Source organism: Nocardia sp. NPDC003482 (assembly GCF_053588115.1).
In genome coordinates, this window is the sequence record NZ_JBSFPI010000001.1 from 126362 (window position 1) to 144146 (window position 17785).

Genomic DNA, 17785 nt, shown 5'->3' on the forward strand with positions numbered 1-17785 from the left:
ACGTGAATCACGATCACGGTCGGCGCTGCGCGCGCCGGCCGTGGCGGTGCTTGCGCAGATGCGTCTACGGCGGCAGAAACGGAGTGATTGATGAGTTCATTGGCCACGGATCGGGTCGACCACCGCCCCTCCGGCGAACTCTCAGCACCGCCCTTCTCTCTCTCACCCGCGCAGACCGCTCTCTGGTACGCCCAGCGCATCCGGCCCGACGTGCCGCTCACCATCGCGCAGTACGTCGAGATCCACGGCGATCTCGACGTCGGCCGATTGCTCTACGCCATCGAACGTTTCGGCGCCGAATCCCAGGTGGGCCAGGTCCGCCTGCTGGAGATCGACGGCGTGCCGCACCAGGTGATCGATCCCGCGCGCCGACCGGGCTGGGCCCGCATCGATCTGCGGCACGAGGCCGATCCGCGCGCCGCCGCGCTGCGCTGGATGACCGACGACGCGGCCACCCCCATCGATCTGGAACGCGACCCGCTCACCGCGAATGTCGTGCTGCGCACCGGCGATCAGGACTACATCTGGTACGCGCGGGCGCATCACATCGTCATCGACGGCTACGGCGCGATGAACGCGCTGCTGCGCACGGCCGAGATCTACACGGCCCTGGAACAGCGCACCGAACCGGTGGCCTCCCGCGCGACCCCGCTGGCCGAGCTCTACCTCGAGGAGTCCCGCTACCGCGACACCAGCCGCTTCCGCGCCGACCGCGAGTACTGGCTCGAACAGCTCGCGGGCGTCGGCGCGCCGATGAGCCTGTCCGGCACCGCGATCGCCGCCGGCACGCCGGACGCGGGCCGCCGCCTGGCCACGGCCGTGCTGGACGAGGCGGTCGAGGCCCGGCTGGCGGAGGTCGCGAGCGAATTCGGTACGCAGCCTTCGGCATTGGTGGTGGCGGCGCTGGCCTGCTACGCGCGGGCGGCCACCGGCAATCCGGACGTGGTGCTGAGCCTGCCGGTCTCCGCGCGGACCACGGTGGCCCTGCGGCGTTCGGCGGGCGTGGTGTCCAATGTCGTACCCATCCGCGTGCGCTTCGACGACGACACCAGCTTCCGCCAGGTGGTGCGCACCGCCGAATTGCAGATCACGGGCGCGCTGCGGCATCAGCGGTATCGCCACGACGACATCAGACGCGACTGCGGCTACTCCCGCGACGCCCGCGGCTTCTTCGGGCCGATGGTCAACATCATGCTGTTCCACAGCGAACTGCGCTTCGGCGGCCTCGTCGGCTCGCTCAACGTGCTGGCCACCGGACCGGTGGAGGATCTGTCGATCAACCTCTACAACGGCGAGGGCAACCGCATCCACGTCGACTTCGAGGCCAACCCCCAACTCTACGGCGCCGCCGAGGTCGCCGCGCACCACGGCCGTTTCCTCGATTACCTGGGCCGCGTCCTCGCCGGGGACCCCGACGCCGCCGTCACCGCACTGCCCGTCATCACCGACGCCGAACGCGATCGGGTACTGCGGCAATGGAATTCGACCGCGGTCGCGCGCCAGGAGGGCACGCTGGCCGACCTGTTCGCCACCCGCGCCGCGGCCTGCCCCGACGCCGTCGCGCTCGAATTCGGCGACGAGACCCTGACCTACGCCGAGTTCGCCGCCCGCGCGAACCGCTGCGCCCGCGCGCTGATCGCGCGGGGCGCGGGCCCGGATACCGTGGTGGGCCTGGCGATTCGACGCGGCATCGATCTGCTCGTCGGCATGTACGCGATCACCCAGGCGGGCGCGGCGTATCTGCCGATCGATCCCGACCATCCCGCCGAACGCACCGCCCACATCCTCGACGCCGCGCGCCCGCTGTGCGTGCTCACCGCCGCCCGCGACGAGGTCCGACTCCCGGCCGGGGTCGAGCGCGTCGGCATCGATACGCTCGACGCCTCCGGTCACGCGACCGATCCGATCACCGACGCCGACCGGCGCGCGCCCCTGCGCCCAGACCACCTCGCCTACGTGATCTTCACCTCCGGCTCCACCGGAAAACCCAAGGGCGTGGGCGTCTCCCACGCCGCCATCGTGAACCGGCTGCGCTGGATGCAGCACGAGTACCCCCTCGACGCGACCGACGCGGTGTTGCAGAAGACGCCCGCCACCTTCGACGTGTCGGTGTGGGAGTTCTTCTGGCCGTTACAGATCGGGGCGCGGCTGGTGATCGCCGCCCCCGACGGGCACCGGGACCCGGCGTACCTGGCCGCACTGATCGCCGAGAAGGGCGTCACCACGGCCCATTTCGTGCCCTCGATGCTGTCGGTGTTCGTCACCGACACCGATGTGCGCGGCTGCGGCTGCCTGCGCCGGGTCTTCTGCAGCGGTGAGGCGCTGCCCGCGGCGACCGTGCGCGATTTCCATGCGGCGCTGGGTGATTCGGTCCCCGCGCTGCAGAACCTGTACGGTCCGACCGAGGCCGCGGTGGATGTCACCCATTGGCCGTGCGCGCCCGAGCAGGACACGGTGCCGATCGGCGCGCCCGTGTGGAACACCCGGGTCTACGTCCTCGACGAGCGGCTGCGCCCGGTCCCGCCCGGCGTGGTCGGCGAACTGTATCTGGCCGGTGTCCAACTGGCCCGCGGCTATCTCGGTCGTCCCGGTCTCAGCGCCGAACGTTTCGTCGCCGACCCGTTCGAGGCTGGGGAGCGGATGTACCGCACCGGCGATCTGGTCCGCTGGCAGGTGCGCGACGAGCCCGTCGGTGCTCTGGAATATCTGGGGCGCAGCGACTTCCAGGTCAAGATCCGCGGGCTGCGCATCGAACTCGGCGAGATCGAGGCGGCACTGCTCGCCGACGCGCGAGTGGCCCGCGCGGTGTGCGTGGCACACGCCGCGCCCGGCGGCGACGAACTGGTCGCCTATGTGGTCGCAGTTCCCGGCGTCGCCCTCGACACCGCCGAACTGACCGCCGCGCTGCGCGGCCGACTGCCCGGCTACATGGTCCCCGCGCACCTGCTGGTGCTCGACGAACTGCCGCTGAGCCCCAACGGCAAGGTCGACCGGAAGGCGCTGCCCGCACCGCGATTCGCGGCCCGGCGCACCGACCGCGGATCCGCCGCCCCGCGCACCGAGGTCGAACGCCGCCTGGCCGCGGTCTTCGCCGAGGTGCTCGGCGTCGAGGCGATCGATGTGGCCGACAGCTTCTTCGATCTCGGCGGCAACTCGCTGTCCGCGGCGCGCGCGGTCGCGCGGATCAACGCCGCCCTCGGCGCCGGTCTCACCATCCGCGACCTGTTCGAATCCTCGACGGTGGCCGCGCTGGCCGCCCGCCTGGACGAACACAACCCCGACACCTCCTCGCCGAAACTCGTGGCGGGCCCACGGCCGGAACGGATTCCGCTGTCGCTGGCCCAGCAGCGGCTGTGGATCCTGAACCGGTTCGCCGAGCACGCCTCGGCCTACAACATGCCGCTCGCGGTCGAGTTGACCGGACCGCTGGACCGAGAGGCGTTGCGCGCCGGGCTGATCGACGTGCTCGAGCGGCACGAGAGCCTGCGCACCACCTTCCCCGACTCCGCCGACGGCCCGACCCAGGTCGTGCATCCCGCCGCGGAGATCCCGCTCACGCTCGACCCGATCGACGCCACCGACGACGACGCGCTCGCCCTCGCCGCCGAATACGCCGGGTACGGTTTCGATCTGCGCAGCCAGGCCCCGATCCGGGTGGCGCTGTACGCGACCGGGCCCGACCGCTACGTGTTCCTGGTGGTGCTGCATCACATCTGCGGCGACGGCTGGTCGGTGGCCCCGCTGGCCCGTGACCTGATGACCGCGGTCGCCGCGCGGGCGGGCGGCCACGCGCCGGACTGGGCGCCGCTGCCGGTGCAGTACGCCGACTTCGCCCTGTGGCAGCGCGAATTGCTCGGCGACGAAACCGATCCCGCGAGCGCGCTGTCGCGGCAGCTGGCCTACTGGCGGTCCGCGCTGGCCGACCTGCCCGATCAGCTCGACCTGCCGATGGACCGCCCGCGCCCGCCGCGACGCACCGCCGCCGGGGCGAGCGTGCGGTTCACCATCCCGGCGCAGACCCGGCGCGCGGTCGCCGCGCTGGCCGCCGAGCGCGGCGTGTCCACCTTCATGGTGTTGCACGCGGCGCTGGCGACCCTGCTGGCGCGGCTGTGCAACAGCACCGACATCGCGATCGGCACCCCGATCGCCGGACGGTCCGATCCGGCGCTCGACGACCTGGTCGGCATGTTCGTCAACACGCTCGTGCTGCGCACCCGCGTCGACCCGGCCGCCGGATTCGATCGAATGCTCGACCGCGCCCGCGAAACCGACCTCAACGCCTTCGCCAATTCCGATGTGCCGTTCGAACGGCTGGTGGAGGTCGTGAACCCGGCCCGCGACGCGGGGCGGCACCCGCTGTTCCAGGTGATGCTGTCCTACGAGAGCACCCCGGAACTGAGCATCGAGCTGCCCGGCGTGGCCGCGCGGGTGCTGCCGCTGGCGGTCGGGGTCACCAAATTCGATCTGCAACTCACCGTGCAGGACACCGTGCCCGCCGACGCCGCCGACCCCGAGGATCGGCCGTTCACGGCCGAATTCGGTTACGCCACCGACGTTTTCGACGACGCCACGGTGTCGGCCCTCGCGGGCCGGTTCGTGCGGTTGCTCACCGCCGCCGTCGCCGCGCCCGACGTCCCGGTCGGCGATCTGGACCTGCTCGACGTGCGGGAGACCGGCCGGCTGGTGCCCATCACGGGCGCGCCCGGCGAACCGTCGGTGACCCTGGCCCGGCTGCTCAGCGAGACCGCCGAGCGCCTCCCGGACGCGGTCGCGGTGCGCTACCAGGGCCGCGACACCACCTACCGCGAACTCGACGAGCGCTCGAATCGCCTGGCGCGCGTGCTGATCGAGCACGGCGCGGGGCCGGAGGTGGTGGTGGCGATCGCGCTGCCGCGCGGCCTGGAATCGATCCTCGCGGTGTGGGCGGTCGCCAAGACCGGCGCGGCCTACGTGCCGGTCGATCCCGACTACCCGGCCGACCGGATCGCGCACATGCTCTCCGACTCCGGTGCGATGCTGGGCCTGACCAACGCGACATGCCGTGCGGCGCTGCCGGATTGGCCGGTGCGGCGCGGGCGGCACCGCAAGCAGTACGTGGACTGGCTGCTCATGGGCTCGGCCCAGCTGGCGGCGGAGTCGGCGCGCTACCCGATCACCCCGGTCACCGACGCCGAGCGGCATCATCCGCTGCGCGTCGCGCATCCCGCATATCTGATCTACACCTCCGGTTCGACCGGCACGCCCAAGGCGGTCGTCGTCACCCACGCCGGGCTGGCGTCGCTGGCGCACGAGCAGATGCATCTGTTCGGCGTCACCGATTCCGCACGGACACTGCTGTTCTCGTCGCCGTCGTTCGACGCGTCGGTGCTGGAACTGCTGCTCGGCTTCGCCGCCGGGGCGACCGTGGTGGTGGCCCCCGCGGGCCTGTACGGCGGCGCGGAACTCGCGGCGCTGCTGCGCGCGGAGCGGATCACCCATGCCTTCGTCACCCCCGCCGCGCTGGGCACGGTGCCGCCGGACGGCCTGGCCGACCTGGAGGCGGTGATCGTCGGCGGCGACGCCTGCCCCGAGGAACTGGTCCAGACCTGGACCGCGAATCACCGCATGCACAACATGTACGGCCCCTCGGAGGCGACGGTCGCCGCCACCGCGACCGGGCCGCTGATCGCGGGCCGCCCGGTGCCGATCGGCCTGCCCGTGCGCGGGATGCGGCTGTTCGTGCTCGACGCGCGCCTGCACCCGGTGCCGCCGGGCGTGCCGGGCGAGCTGTACCTGTCCGGGCCCGGCCTCGCGCGCGGCTATCTGGGCCGGCGCGGGCTGACCGCGGCCCGCTTCCCGGCCAATCCGCACGGCCGCCGCGGCGAACGCATGTACCGCACCGGCGATCTCGTGGTCGCCGACGCCGCCGGACAGCTGCGGTTCCTCGGCCGCGCCGACGACCAGGTCAAGATTCGCGGCTTCCGGATCGAGCTGCGCGAGATCGACCATGTGCTGCGCGCCCATCCCGGCGTCCGGTTCGCCGTCACCGTCGTGCACACCGGCGAACCCGGCAGCACCCGCCTGGCCTCCTACATCACCGCCGACGAGGGCACCGATCCCGCCGCGGTGCTGGCGACCGCCCGGCAGCGGCTGCCCGGCTACATGGTGCCCGCCGCGATCACCGTGCTGGACCGCGTGCCGGTCGGCCCGTCGGGGAAACTGGACCGGAAGTCGTTGCCGGAACCGGTGTTCGGGAGCAGCGGGCCGTCGCGCGCGCCGGAGACCGAACTGGAACATCGGGTCGCCCGCGTCTTCGAGACCGTGCTCGGACATCCGGTGCCGGGCGCGGAGGACAGCTTCTTCGATCTGGGTGGCAACTCGTTGCTCGCCACCCGGCTCGCCGCCGCCCTGTACGACGAATGCGGCGTCGACCTTCCGGTCCGGGAGATCTTCGACGCCCCCACCGTCGCCGGTGTCGCCGCCCGGCTGGCCGACGCGCCGCGGGCCCGGCGCACCGCGCTCGTCCGCTACGACCCGCGTCCCGCGCGGGTGCCGCTGTCACCGCCGCAGCGGCGCCTGTGGTTCCTCAACCGCTACTCGCCCGAATCCAGTGCCTACAACATCGCTTTCGTCGTCGGCGTCGACGGCGACCTCGACGTGGCCGCGTTGCGCGCGGCGCTGACCGACGTGATCGACCGACACGAGGTGCTGCGCACGGTGTTCCCCGAGGACGCCGACGGGTCGGGGGCCCACCAGGACGTGCTGGACCTCGAGACGTGCGTCCCCGCGCTGGAGCCGATCGCGGTCGACGACGACGAGGCCGACCGGCTGCTGGGCGAATTCGCCCGGCGCGGTTTCGATCTCACCGTCGAACCGCCGGTGCGCATGATGTTGCTGCGCACCGGCCCCCGCGCCCACCGGCTCGGCATGGTGCTGCACCACATCGCCGCCGACGGCTGGTCGCTGGCGCCGCTGACCCGCGACCTCGCCGTCGCCTACGCCGCGCGGCGCGGGGGAGCCGCCCCGGCCTGGACGGTGCTGCCCGTGCAGTACGCGGATTACGCCCTGTGGCAACACGATTGCCTCGGCGACACCGGGGACGCGACCGGCCCGGCCGCGGAACGCCTCGCGTTCTGGCGGGAGACGCTGGCCGACCTGCCCGCGCGCATGCCGCTGCCCTACGACCGGCCGCGCCCGGCCGAACCGGCGCAGCGGGCCGGCACCGTCACCCTCGCGGTGCCCGAGGAGCTGACGCGCCGCATCGAGGAGTTGGCCCGCGCCGAGGGCGTCAGCCGGTTCATGGTGCTGCGTTCGGCGCTGGCGGTCCTGCTGCGCATCGTCACCGGCACGCGCGACGTGGTGATCGGCACGCCGATCGCCGGGCGCACCGACACCCGCCTCGACGACCTCGTCGGCATGTTCGTCAACACGCTGGTGTTGCGCTCGAACGTCGACCCGGATCACGGCTTCGCCGAACAGCTTCGGGCCGACCGCGACGGCGAGTTGGCCGCCATGGCACACGCCGACCTGCCGTTCGACCGCATCGTGGAGGAACTCGGCCGCGGCGGCGCCGACCCGATCGTGCAGGTGGCGCTGACGGTCCAGGACGGCCCGGCCCCCACCCTGGAACTGCCCGGGCTGCGGCTCACCGCGGACGAACTCGATATCGCCACCGCCAAATTCGATCTCGAACTGCGCGTGCCCGCGACGGGGCCGTTCGAATTCGTCTACGCCGCCGAGCTTTTCGACCGCGACACCGTGGTTACGCTGGCCGAGCGGCTGGTGTCGGTGCTCGCCGCGGTCACCGCCGATCCGCGGATCATGGTGCGCGACATCGACGCCCGCACCGAGATCGAGCGCGAGCTGTTCAGCCCGGCGTACGGCCCGGTGCCCACCCCGCAGTGCAGCCTGGCGAACTACTTCACCGCCACCGCGCATCTCAACGTGGACCGCCCCGCCATCCGCAGCGGCGGGGTCGAGCTCACCTACGGCGAGGTCGACCGGTACTCGAACCGCCTGGCGCGCACGCTGATCCGGCGCGGCCTCGGTCCCGGCGACCGGGTGGCGATGGGTCTGACCCGATCGGTGGAATCGGTCGTGACCATGCTCGCCATCGCCAAGGCGGGCGCGGCGTTCGTCCCCATCGACCCGAACTACCCGGTCGATCGGCAGCGCCACATGCTCACCGACGCCGACTGCCGGGCCGGGGTGTCACTGTCGCGGCACCTGGCCGGGCTGCGCGCGGCGGCGGACGACGATCGCTCGACCGAATGGCTGCTGCTCGACGATCCGGAGCTGACCGCCGAACTCGACGAATTGTCGGACTCCACGGTCACCGACGCCGAGCGGGTGCGCACCATGTGGACCACGGATCTGGCGTACGTCATCTACACCTCCGGTTCCACCGGAAAACCCAAGGGCGTGGCCGTGACCCACGCCGGGCTGTCGAATTTCGGCGACGAGATCCGCGACCGGATGCGGGTCGACCGCGAGGCGCGCACGATGCACTTCGCGACGCCCAGCTTCGACGCCGCGATCTTCGATCTGCTGCTGGCCCTCGGCGCGGGCGCGACCATGGTCATCTGCCCGACCGACATCTACGGCGGCGACGAGTTGGCCGCGCTGATGGACCGCGAGCGGATCACCCACACCTTCATGACGCCCGCCGCGCTGGCCACCATCGACCACGAGCGCTGGCCGCTGCCGCACCTGCGGTCGCTGCTGGTGGGCGGCGAGGCGCTCAGCGCGGAACTGGTCGCCCGCTGGGCTCCGAACCGCCTGCTGCTCAACGGATATGGTCCCACCGAGACGACCGTCGTCATCACGGTGTCGCCGCAGTTGGCCGTCGGCGAGCCGATCACGATCGGCACGCCGGTGCGCGGCGCGCGGGTGGTCGTGCTCGACGAGCGGTTACGCCCGGTGCCGATCGGGGTGGCGGGGGAGCTGTACCTGGGCGGCCAGGCGCTGGCGCGCGGATATCTGGATCGACCCGGACTGACCGCGGGCCGGTTCGTCGCGGACCCGTACGGTCCGGAGGGCACCCGCATGTACCGCACCGGCGACATCGTGCGCTGGAACGAGCGCGGCGAGCTCGTCTACCTCGAGCGCGGCGACCAGCAGGTCAAGATGCGCGGCTTCCGCATCGAACTGGGCGAGATCAACGAGGTGCTGGCCGCCCATCCCGCGATCCGGTTCGCGCACACCGAGGTTCGCGAGATCGCCGGGACGGACCGGCTGGTGTCCTACGCGCTGCCCGCCGATCCCCGGGCCGGGATCGACGCCGAACAGCTCCGCGCGCACATCGCCCGGCAACTGCCCGCGCACATGGTGCCCGCCAGCATCACCGAACTCGACCACATCCCGCTCACCCCGGTCGGCAAGCTGGACCGCGCGGCCCTGCCGCGGCCGCGGCTGCTCACCACCGCCGCCCGCGAACCGGACTCCGAGGCCGAACGCCTGGTCGCCGAGGTGATGGCCGACCTGGTCGGCGCGGATCGCGTCGGCGCCGACGACAGCTTCTTCGCCGTCGGCGGAAACTCGCTGCTGGCAACGCAATTGGTGGCCCGGCTGGCCGCGGCCACCGGCGTCCGGCTCGAGGTGCGCACCGTCTTCGCCGCGCCGACCGTTGCCGAACTGGCCACCCTGCTCGAGGTCGGCGGCGGCACCGACACCTCGCCGCGGCTGCGCCGCCGCCCGCGCCCGCCGCGCGTGCCGTTGTCGGCCGCGCAACGGCGGCTGTGGTTCCTGGCCCGGTTCAACCAGACCGCGGGCGCGGCCCTGTCCGGGGTGTACAACGTGCCGGTCGCGCTGCGGCTGCGCGGCGAACTCGACGTCGAGGCCCTGCGCGCCGCGCTGCACGCGGTCCAGGAACGGCACGAGACGCTGCGCACGGTCTTCGGCGAACTCGAGGGCGAACCGTTCCAGCGGGTGCTGAGCCCCGCCGAGGCGGCGATCGACCTGCCCGTCGCCGAGGTCACCGAGGACGAGGTGCCCGACGCCGTCCACGCCGTCGCCGCACCGGGATTCGACCTCGCCACCGCGGCCCCGCTGCGGGCGCGACTGCTGCGGCTCGCCGCCGACGAGCACGTGCTGGTACTGGTCGTGCATCACATCGCCATGGACGGCTGGTCGCTCGAGCCGCTGGCCGCCGACCTCGCCGTCGCCTACACCGCCCACCGGGCGGGCGCCGCGCCGCAATGGGACGAACTGCCCGTGCAGTACGCCGATTACACGCTGTGGCAACGGGATTCGCTCGGCAGCGAGGACGACCCCGGATCGGTGATCAGCCGCCAGCTCGACTACTGGCGCACGACCCTGGACGGCATCCCCGAACTGCTGGCCCTGCCCGCCGACCGGCCCCGACCGCCGACGCCGAGCTACCGCGGCGGCACCGTCGAGGCGGAGATCGACCCCCGCACGCACCGGGAGTTGCAGGCGATCGCGCAGCGGCACGGCGTCACCATGTTCATGGTCCTGCACGCGGCGCTCGCGGCCCTGCTGCACCGGCTCACCGCGGTCGGCGACATCACCGTCGGCACCCCCACCGCGGGCCGTGGGCATCCGGCGCTGGATCGGCTCGTCGGCATGTTCGTCGGCACGCTCGTCCTGCGGACGCGGGTCGACGGCGGGCAGTCGTTCGCCGAACTGCTCGACGGGGTGCGGGAGACGGATCTGGCGGCGTTCGACCATCAGGACGTGCCGTTCGAGCGGTTGGTCGAGGTGCTCAATCCGGCGCGCTCGCAGGCGCATCACCCGCTGTTCCAGGTGATGCTGTCGGTGCGTAACCAGCCGGTGGGCGCGCTGGAACTGCCGGAGCTGCGGATCGAGGCGGCCGACGCCGACCCGGGCATCGCGAAATTCGATCTCCAGTTCACCGTCACCGAGGCGTGGACCACCGAACGGGAACCCGGCGGCATGACCGTGGCGGTGAACTTCGCCCGCGACCTGTTCGACGAGACCACCGCCGCCGGGCTCGGCGCGCGGCTGGTTCGCCTGCTCACGGCCGCCGCGGCGAATCCCGCACTGCCCGTGGGTGATCTGGAGCTGCTCGACGGCGCGGAATGGTCGAGCCTGGCCCCGGTGCGCGGCGCGGCGGCCGACCGGCCCGTCACCCTCGCCGAGGTGTTCGAGGCCGCGCTGCGGGCGAACCCGAAGGGCGTCGCGCTGCGCAGCGAGGGCACCCAGGTCACCTACGACGCGCTCGACCGCTGGACCAACCGGCTGGCCCGGGTGCTGCTCGCGCTCGGCGTCGGCCCGGAAACCCTGGTGGCCGTGGGCATTCCGCGCTCCGCCGAATCGGTGGCGGTGACGCTCGCGGTGGCCAAGGCCGGGGCGGCGTTCGTGCCGATCGACCCGACCTATCCCGAACACCGCATCGCGCACATGCTCACCGATTCCGGTGCGACGCTGGGCATCACGCTGTCGAGCCACCGCGAGCGGATGCCCGACGGCGCGACCTGGACGGTGCTGGACGCGCCCTCGTTCCGCCGCCGGGTGCTGCGCACCTCCGACGCGCCGCTCACCGCCGAGGAACGGCCGCTGCCGGTGCGGATCGGCAATCCGGCCTACGTCATCTACACCTCCGGTTCGACCGGCGTGCCCAAGGGCGTGGTCGTCACCCACGGTGGCCTGTCCAACTTCGCCGCCGAGACCGCGCGGCGTTTCGACGTGCGGCCCGGCTGTCGCGTCCTGCATTTCGCCACACCGAGTTTCGACGCGGCCATGCTGGATCTGCTGCTGGCCCTGGGCGGGGCGGCGACGCTGGTGATCACGCCGCCGGGGGTGTACGGCGGCGCGGAGCTGGCCCGGGTGTTCATCGAGGAGGCGATCACCCACGCGTTCATCACCACCGCCGCGCTCGGCACGGTCGACCCGACCGGGGTCACCGCGCTGCGGCACGTGCTGGTCGGCGGCGAGGCGCTGCCCCCGGAACTGGTGAACCGCTGGGGAATCGGCCGCGACCTGCACAACGTGTACGGGCCGACCGAGACCACGATCGTCACCGCCATCTCCGAGCCCATGCGGCCCGGTATGCCGATCACCATCGGCGGCCCGATCCGGGGCGTGGCCGCGACCGTCCTCGACGCGCGGCTGCATCCGGCCCCGGCCGGGGTGACCGGCGAGCTGTACCTGGCGGGCGCGGCGCTGGCGCGTGGATATCTGCACCGGCCGGGCCTGACCGCGCAGCGGTTCGTGGCCAACCCGTACGGCAAACCGGGCGAACGCATGTACCGCACCGGCGATCTCGTCCGCTGGGTCGCCCGCGACGGCCGCCGCGACCTCGAATACGTGGGCCGCACCGACCATCAGGTCAAGATCCGCGGCTTCCGCATCGAACTCGGCGAAATCGACGCCGCGCTCGCGCGCCACCCCGCCGTCGAATTCGTCACCACCATCGGCCACACCACCCCCGCGGGGGCGACGGCCCTGGTGGCGTACGTGAAGCAGCACCGCGGCCACGAGGTCACGGTCGCGGAGCTGACCGCGCATGTGGCCGAGCTGGTGCCGAATTACATGGTGCCGCAATCGATCACCTTGTTGAACGCGGTGCCGCTCACGCCGGTCGGCAAGCTCGACCGCAAGGCGCTGCCCGAACCGGTGTTCGGGGCCGGTTCGGGGTATCGGGCCCCGTCGACGCCGGTGGAGGAGGCGCTGTGCACCGCGTTCGCGGAGGTGCTCGGCGTCGAGTCCGTCGGCGTCGACGACGGCTTCTTCGAACTGGGCGGCAACTCGCTGCTGGCCACCAAGGTGGTGTCACAGTTGCGTTCGGCGGGCATCGATCTGCCGGTGCAGGCGATGTTCGGCGACTCCAGCCCGGCCGCCATCGCGCGCCGGCTGGCTGTCAGCACCGGTGACGCGCTGGCGGCCGCGCTCGAGCCGATGCTGGCCATCCGGTCCGCGGCCGGATCGTCCACGCCGCCGCTGTTCTGCGTGCATCCGGCGATCGGATTGTCGTGGTGCTATTCGGGTTTGCTCGCGCACCTGCCCGCCGACCGTCCGCTCTACGGCCTCCAGGCGCCGCACGTATCCGGCGGCGTCGAGCACGACTCGATCGTCGAGGCCGCCGAAAGCTATGTGGCCCATATCAAGTCGGTGCAGCCGGAGGGGCCGTACCATCTGCTCGGCTGGTCGCTGGGCGGGTTGATCGCCCAGGAGATCGCCGTGCAGTTGCAGCGGGCGGGGGAGCGGGTGGCCCTGCTGGCCATGATGGACAGCTACCGGCTCTCCGACGATCTGCTCGACCACGCCGTGCCCGGAATCGCCGACATCATCGGCGAATTCGGCAGCGATCTGCTCGGCGGCGACCACGCCGTCGATCCGAGCCTGACCCTGACCGACGCGGCGGAGCTGCTGCGCAACCGGCCGGGACCGTTCGCGGCGCTCACGTTGGAGCATCTGCGACGGCTGCACACCGGATACGCCAACGGCGCGGTGCTCGCGCACGGCTTCCACCCCCGCGTCTTCGACGGCGACCTGTTGTTCTTCACCGCCGCCGACGACGAGATCAACCGGGCCGACCCCACCCGGTGCGCGCAGGCCTGGGAGCCGTATGTGACCGGCGCGATCCACGATCAGAAGGTGCGGTGCCGCCACTCCGGCATGACCACGCCGGAGGCGCTCGCGGTGATCGGACCCGTCCTGCGAGAACACCTGGGCGGCAACGACGTCCGCGCCGACCAAGCGAAGGAGATCAAGTGAGTCTGGCGGTGGAGGTCGCGGGCCTGGTGAAGAACTACGGCCGGGTCCGTGTCCTCGACGGAATCGACCTGGAGATCCCGCGCGGCACCGTCATGGGGTTGCTCGGCCCCAACGGCGCGGGCAAGACCACCACGGTGCGCATCGTCACCACACTGCTACGGCCCACCGGGGGCGCGGTGCGGGTGGCGGGGATCGACGTGCTGCGCGATCCGGCCCGCGCCCGCACCCGCATCGGGTTGTCGGGCCAGTACGCGGCGGTGGACGCGAACCTGTCGGGTTTCGAGAACCTGCGGATGGTCGCGCGGCTCTACGGGATGAACCACAAACAGGCCGCGGCCCGCGCGGGCGAACTGCTGTCGGCGCTGGGCCTCGACCACGCCGCGGGCCGCCGGGCGGGCACCTACTCCGGCGGTATGGCCCGGCGGCTCGACCTGGCCGGGGCGCTGGTGGCGCGGCCCCCGGTGGTGGTGCTCGACGAGCCGACGACGGGGCTGGATCCCCGTGGGCGCCTGGACATGTGGCGCGTCATCGGCGATCTCGTCGACGACGGCACCACGGTGCTGCTCACCACCCAGTACCTGGAGGAGGCCGACCTGCTCGCCGACCGCATCACCGTGATCGACCGCGGGAAGGTGATCGCGCGCGGTTCGGCCGACGAACTCAAGACCGCGATCGGCGGTGACCGCCTCACCGTCACCCTGGCCGCCGGGCAGGACCCGAAACCGGCCATGTCGGTGCTGGTGCAGGTCGGGGTCGGCGAACCCGCGCACGAGGCCGGGACCGACGAGGTGTCCGTCGTGGTGGGCGACGGCTCCCGGACGATGGTCGAGGCGTTGCGCCGACTCGACGACGCCGGGGTGTGCGTGGTCGACGCCACCGTGCACCGGCCCAGCCTCGACGAGGTGTTCCTGGCGCTGACCGGAACCCCCACGGCGGCAGCCGAACCCGAAACCGACGATGTTGCAGAGGAGATCATGTCGTGACGACCGCGGAACTGATCGACCGGCCGGAAACCCCGGCGGCCGAGGGGTATTCGACGCGGGTGAGCCCGATTTCCGCGCCCGTCAGGGTGTTTCGCGACAGCGCGATCGTCGCCTACCGGAATCTGCTGACGATTCTGCGGGTGCCGACGCTGCTGGTGACCGCGACCATTCAGCCGTTGATGTTCGTATTCCTGTTCGCCTACATCTTCGGGGCCTCGCTGGGCGGCAGCCAGTATCGGGAGTTCCTGCTCGCGGGCATCTTCACCCAGACCGTCGCGTTCAACGCCGCGTTCACCACCGTCGGGCTCGCCAACGACCTGTCCAAGGGCATCATCGACCGGATGCGCACGCTGCCGATGTCGCGGCTGGCGGTGCTGATGGGTCGCACGCTGTCGGATCTGGTGGTCAACGTGCTGGCGCTGGCGGTCATGGTGGGCTGCGGGTACGTGGTGGGCTGGCGTGTCAACGGCGGATTGGCCGATGCCGCACTGGCTTTCGGGGTGATCCTGCTGTTCGCGTTCGCCATGAGCTGGGTGGGAGCGCTGACCGGACTCCTGTCGCCGAGTGTGGAGGTGGCGCAGAGCGCGGGGCTGATCTGGCTGTTCCCGTTGACGTTCATCTCCTCGGCGTTCATCTCCGCCGAGACGCTGCCGGGTCCGCTGCGCACGATCGCGGAGTGGAATCCGATCACGGCGGTCGCCGCGGCCGGGCGCAAGCTGTTCGACAACGGGGCGCCGCCGAGTTTCGTGCCGCCGCACGGGTGGGCGGCCGAGCACTGCGTCGAATACTCGGTGTACTGCTCGCTGGCGATCCTGGCGGTCGCGGTGCCGCTGGCGCTGTTGCGGTACCGCAAGGTGGCCAGCCACTAGCCCCGGATACGCGAAGGCCGCATCCGTATCGGATGCGGCCCTTCGGCGTGGGTGCGCTAGACGCGGCCCCGGCGGGTCTTGAGCAGCTCCAGACGCTCCTGCAACAGCTCCTCGAGCTCGTCCTTGGAGCGGCGCTCGAGCAGCATGTCCCAGTGGGTGCGCGGCGGCTTGACCTTCTTGGGCTCCTGGGTGGTGCCCTCGATCAGGACGCCCTCCTGGCCGTTGCGGCACAGCCAGGTCGGGGGGATCTCGGCGTCGTCGGCGAAGGGAACGTCGAACTCCTCGCCGTTGTCGGTCCGGTACCGCGCCACCCGACGCGGCGCCAGGTCGTGGTCGCGGTCGGTCTCGTAGCTCACCGCTCCGAGCCGGCTGCCTCGGAGTACGCGATCTGCCATGGTGTGCGGTCCTCTCTTAGCCTGTCGGCGTCGTTCTACGTGTCGTGTAACGCGCCGTGCTCTATAACAGTTCCCGGCGACGGTCAACCCCATCATTTTAGTCGCTCTCGCGCGGGTGCGGAAATTTCGGCGCGCCCGCCACCGTAGCGGGCCGGATGCCGTTAAGGTGTCGCCTCATGCCGCGTCGTGACCTGTCGTCCTGTTCGTGGTGCGGACGGGAGATCGCCGAATCCGAGATCGGCAGGCGCCGCCGCTACTGCCGCCAGTCCTGCCGCCAGCGCGCCTACGAACACCGCAAGAACCTGGAGGGCACGGGCATCCCCGAAGACGCCGTCGTCCTCTCCGCCCAGGAGGCCGCCGACCTGGCCGACCGCTGGTTCGCCGCCCGCTGCGCCGCCGAGGATGTGGCCACGGCGGTGGCCGAGGGCGCCGACCACACGGAACTGGCGGCGCTCACCGAAACGCTCGTTCTGCTGACGAAGGACGCGGAGCGGTTGCGTTGACGGGTCGCCGGTACGCTGGCGGATTCGTCTGTCCCGTGTGAGGAGCGCTCCGAATGGCAACGGCCGACACCGAATTCCCCGCCTGGGCGAGCCAGGCCCCCGCCGGGGTGCGGTTCGAGTGGGGCGTGGCCGGTGCCCGGGCGCTGGCTCCGCACTGTGCCGCGCTCGTGGTGGTCGACGTATTGTCGTTCACCACAACGGTTTCCGTGGCGGTGGAGGCCGGAACCCGCGTCCTCCCGTACCCGTCGCGCGGCCCCGACGCCGCCCGTTTCGCCGCCGACCACGACGCGGAACTGGCCGTCGGCCGGACCGCCGTCTCACCCGAGCACCCCTGGTCCCTCTCACCCGCCGCCCTCCGCCGGGCCCCCGCCCCCGCCCGCCTGGTCCTCCCGTCACCCAACGGCTCCGCCATTTCCGCTGCGGTACAAGGCATTCCACTCATAGCGGCCTGCCTCCGCAACGCCACCCCCGTCGCCCACTGGATCCACGATCAAGGCTGGGCCACCCCCGACCACCCCGTGGCGATCATCGCGGCGGGCGAACACTGGCCCACCCCCCACGGCCTCCGCCCCGCCATCGAGGACTGGGCAGGCGCCGCCGCCGTCATCACCGCCCTGACCCACACCACCACGACCCTCTCCCCGGAAGCCCACGCCGCCGCCTCCGCCTACCGCCACATCGACGACATCCCCGCCGTGATCCGCGACTGCGCCTCGGCGCGCGAACTCACCGCCGCGGGCTTCGCCGCCGACGTCGCGATCGCCACAGAACTCGACACCAGCCCCACCGTGCCCGTATTGACGAACGGCTCCTTCGTGAACGTCATCTGACCGAACCGAGCCCCTCCCGCGACTCCCAGCCGCGAAAGGAGCTTGCTCTCTACGCCCTATCGCCCTGGGCAAATCACATTCGCTACCTCGCCGTCCGGGCCGGGCTGTATCCAGCTGGCCGAGCCATTCTCGATCACCCCGCGATCCTCCGCCGCTGGTGTCCTCTGAAGCCTCGACCCCATCCTCCGGCGAGGTCCCGTCTGTGTTCCTGGGGGAGGTGCCGCTTCTGCTCTTTGACCAAGGCCCCTCTGTGTCCCTGAGGAGGGTGCCGCTTCTGTCTCTCGGCGAGGCCCCGTTTCAGTTCCTCGGCGAAGTCTTTCCTCTGATCCTCGAAGACTCGTCTCTGTTCCTCGGCGAGGCCCCTTCTCTATTCCTTGGCGAGCACTCTCCTCCGTTCCTCGGCGGCCACTCTCTTCTGTTCCTCTGCGAAGTCCCGCCTGTGCTCCTCGGGGGGCAGTCTCTTCTGCTGCTCGGTGAAGACCCGCCTGTGCTCCTCGGCGGGCACTCTCTTCTGCTCCTCGGTGAAGA

At 71.7% G+C, this 17785-nt stretch carries 6 protein-coding genes; 5 read left to right on the top strand and 1 reads right to left on the bottom strand.

The features are described 5' to 3' along the window. The first annotated feature begins 90 nt into the window (after positions 1–90). The 3 genes from ACWDSJ_RS00610 (at position 91) to ACWDSJ_RS00620 (ending at position 15529) form a co-directional block, all read left to right on the top strand. Positions 91–13677, top strand: coding sequence for an amino acid adenylation domain-containing protein (locus tag ACWDSJ_RS00610; protein WP_450028565.1), 13587 nt, complete (start codon positions 91–93; stop codon positions 13675–13677). Beyond that, complete coding sequence (locus ACWDSJ_RS00615) at positions 13674–14660, top strand: ATP-binding cassette domain-containing protein (protein ID WP_450028566.1); 987 nt, start codon at positions 13674–13676, stop codon at positions 14658–14660. The genes ACWDSJ_RS00610 and ACWDSJ_RS00615 overlap by 4 nt, the downstream gene beginning before the upstream one ends. A gap of 86 nt (positions 14661–14746) precedes the next feature. After that, positions 14747–15529 carry an ABC transporter permease gene (locus ACWDSJ_RS00620; protein WP_387357938.1) on the top strand — a complete coding sequence of 261 codons (783 nt, stop codon included), beginning with the start codon at positions 14747–14749 and terminating at the stop codon, positions 15527–15529. A 56-nt stretch (positions 15530–15585) separates the two neighbouring features. Here ACWDSJ_RS00620 and ACWDSJ_RS00625 read toward each other — a convergent pair whose 3' ends face one another. Continuing rightward, positions 15586–15924, bottom strand: coding sequence for an RNA polymerase-binding protein RbpA (locus tag ACWDSJ_RS00625; protein WP_387357345.1), 339 nt, complete (start codon positions 15922–15924; stop codon positions 15586–15588). Positions 15925–16100: 176 nt separating this feature from the next. Here ACWDSJ_RS00625 and ACWDSJ_RS00630 point away from each other — a divergent pair, with 176 nt between their 5' ends. Then, positions 16101–16427: a hypothetical protein gene (locus ACWDSJ_RS00630; protein ID WP_387357346.1), complete on the top strand. Its 327-nt coding sequence runs from the start codon at positions 16101–16103 to the stop codon at positions 16425–16427. Between the two features lie 53 nt (positions 16428–16480). After that, a complete protein-coding gene (locus ACWDSJ_RS00635; RefSeq protein ID WP_450028567.1) occupies positions 16481–17257 on the top strand; it encodes a 2-phosphosulfolactate phosphatase in 777 nt (258 codons plus the stop codon). Positions 17258–17785: the final 528 nt, after the last annotated feature.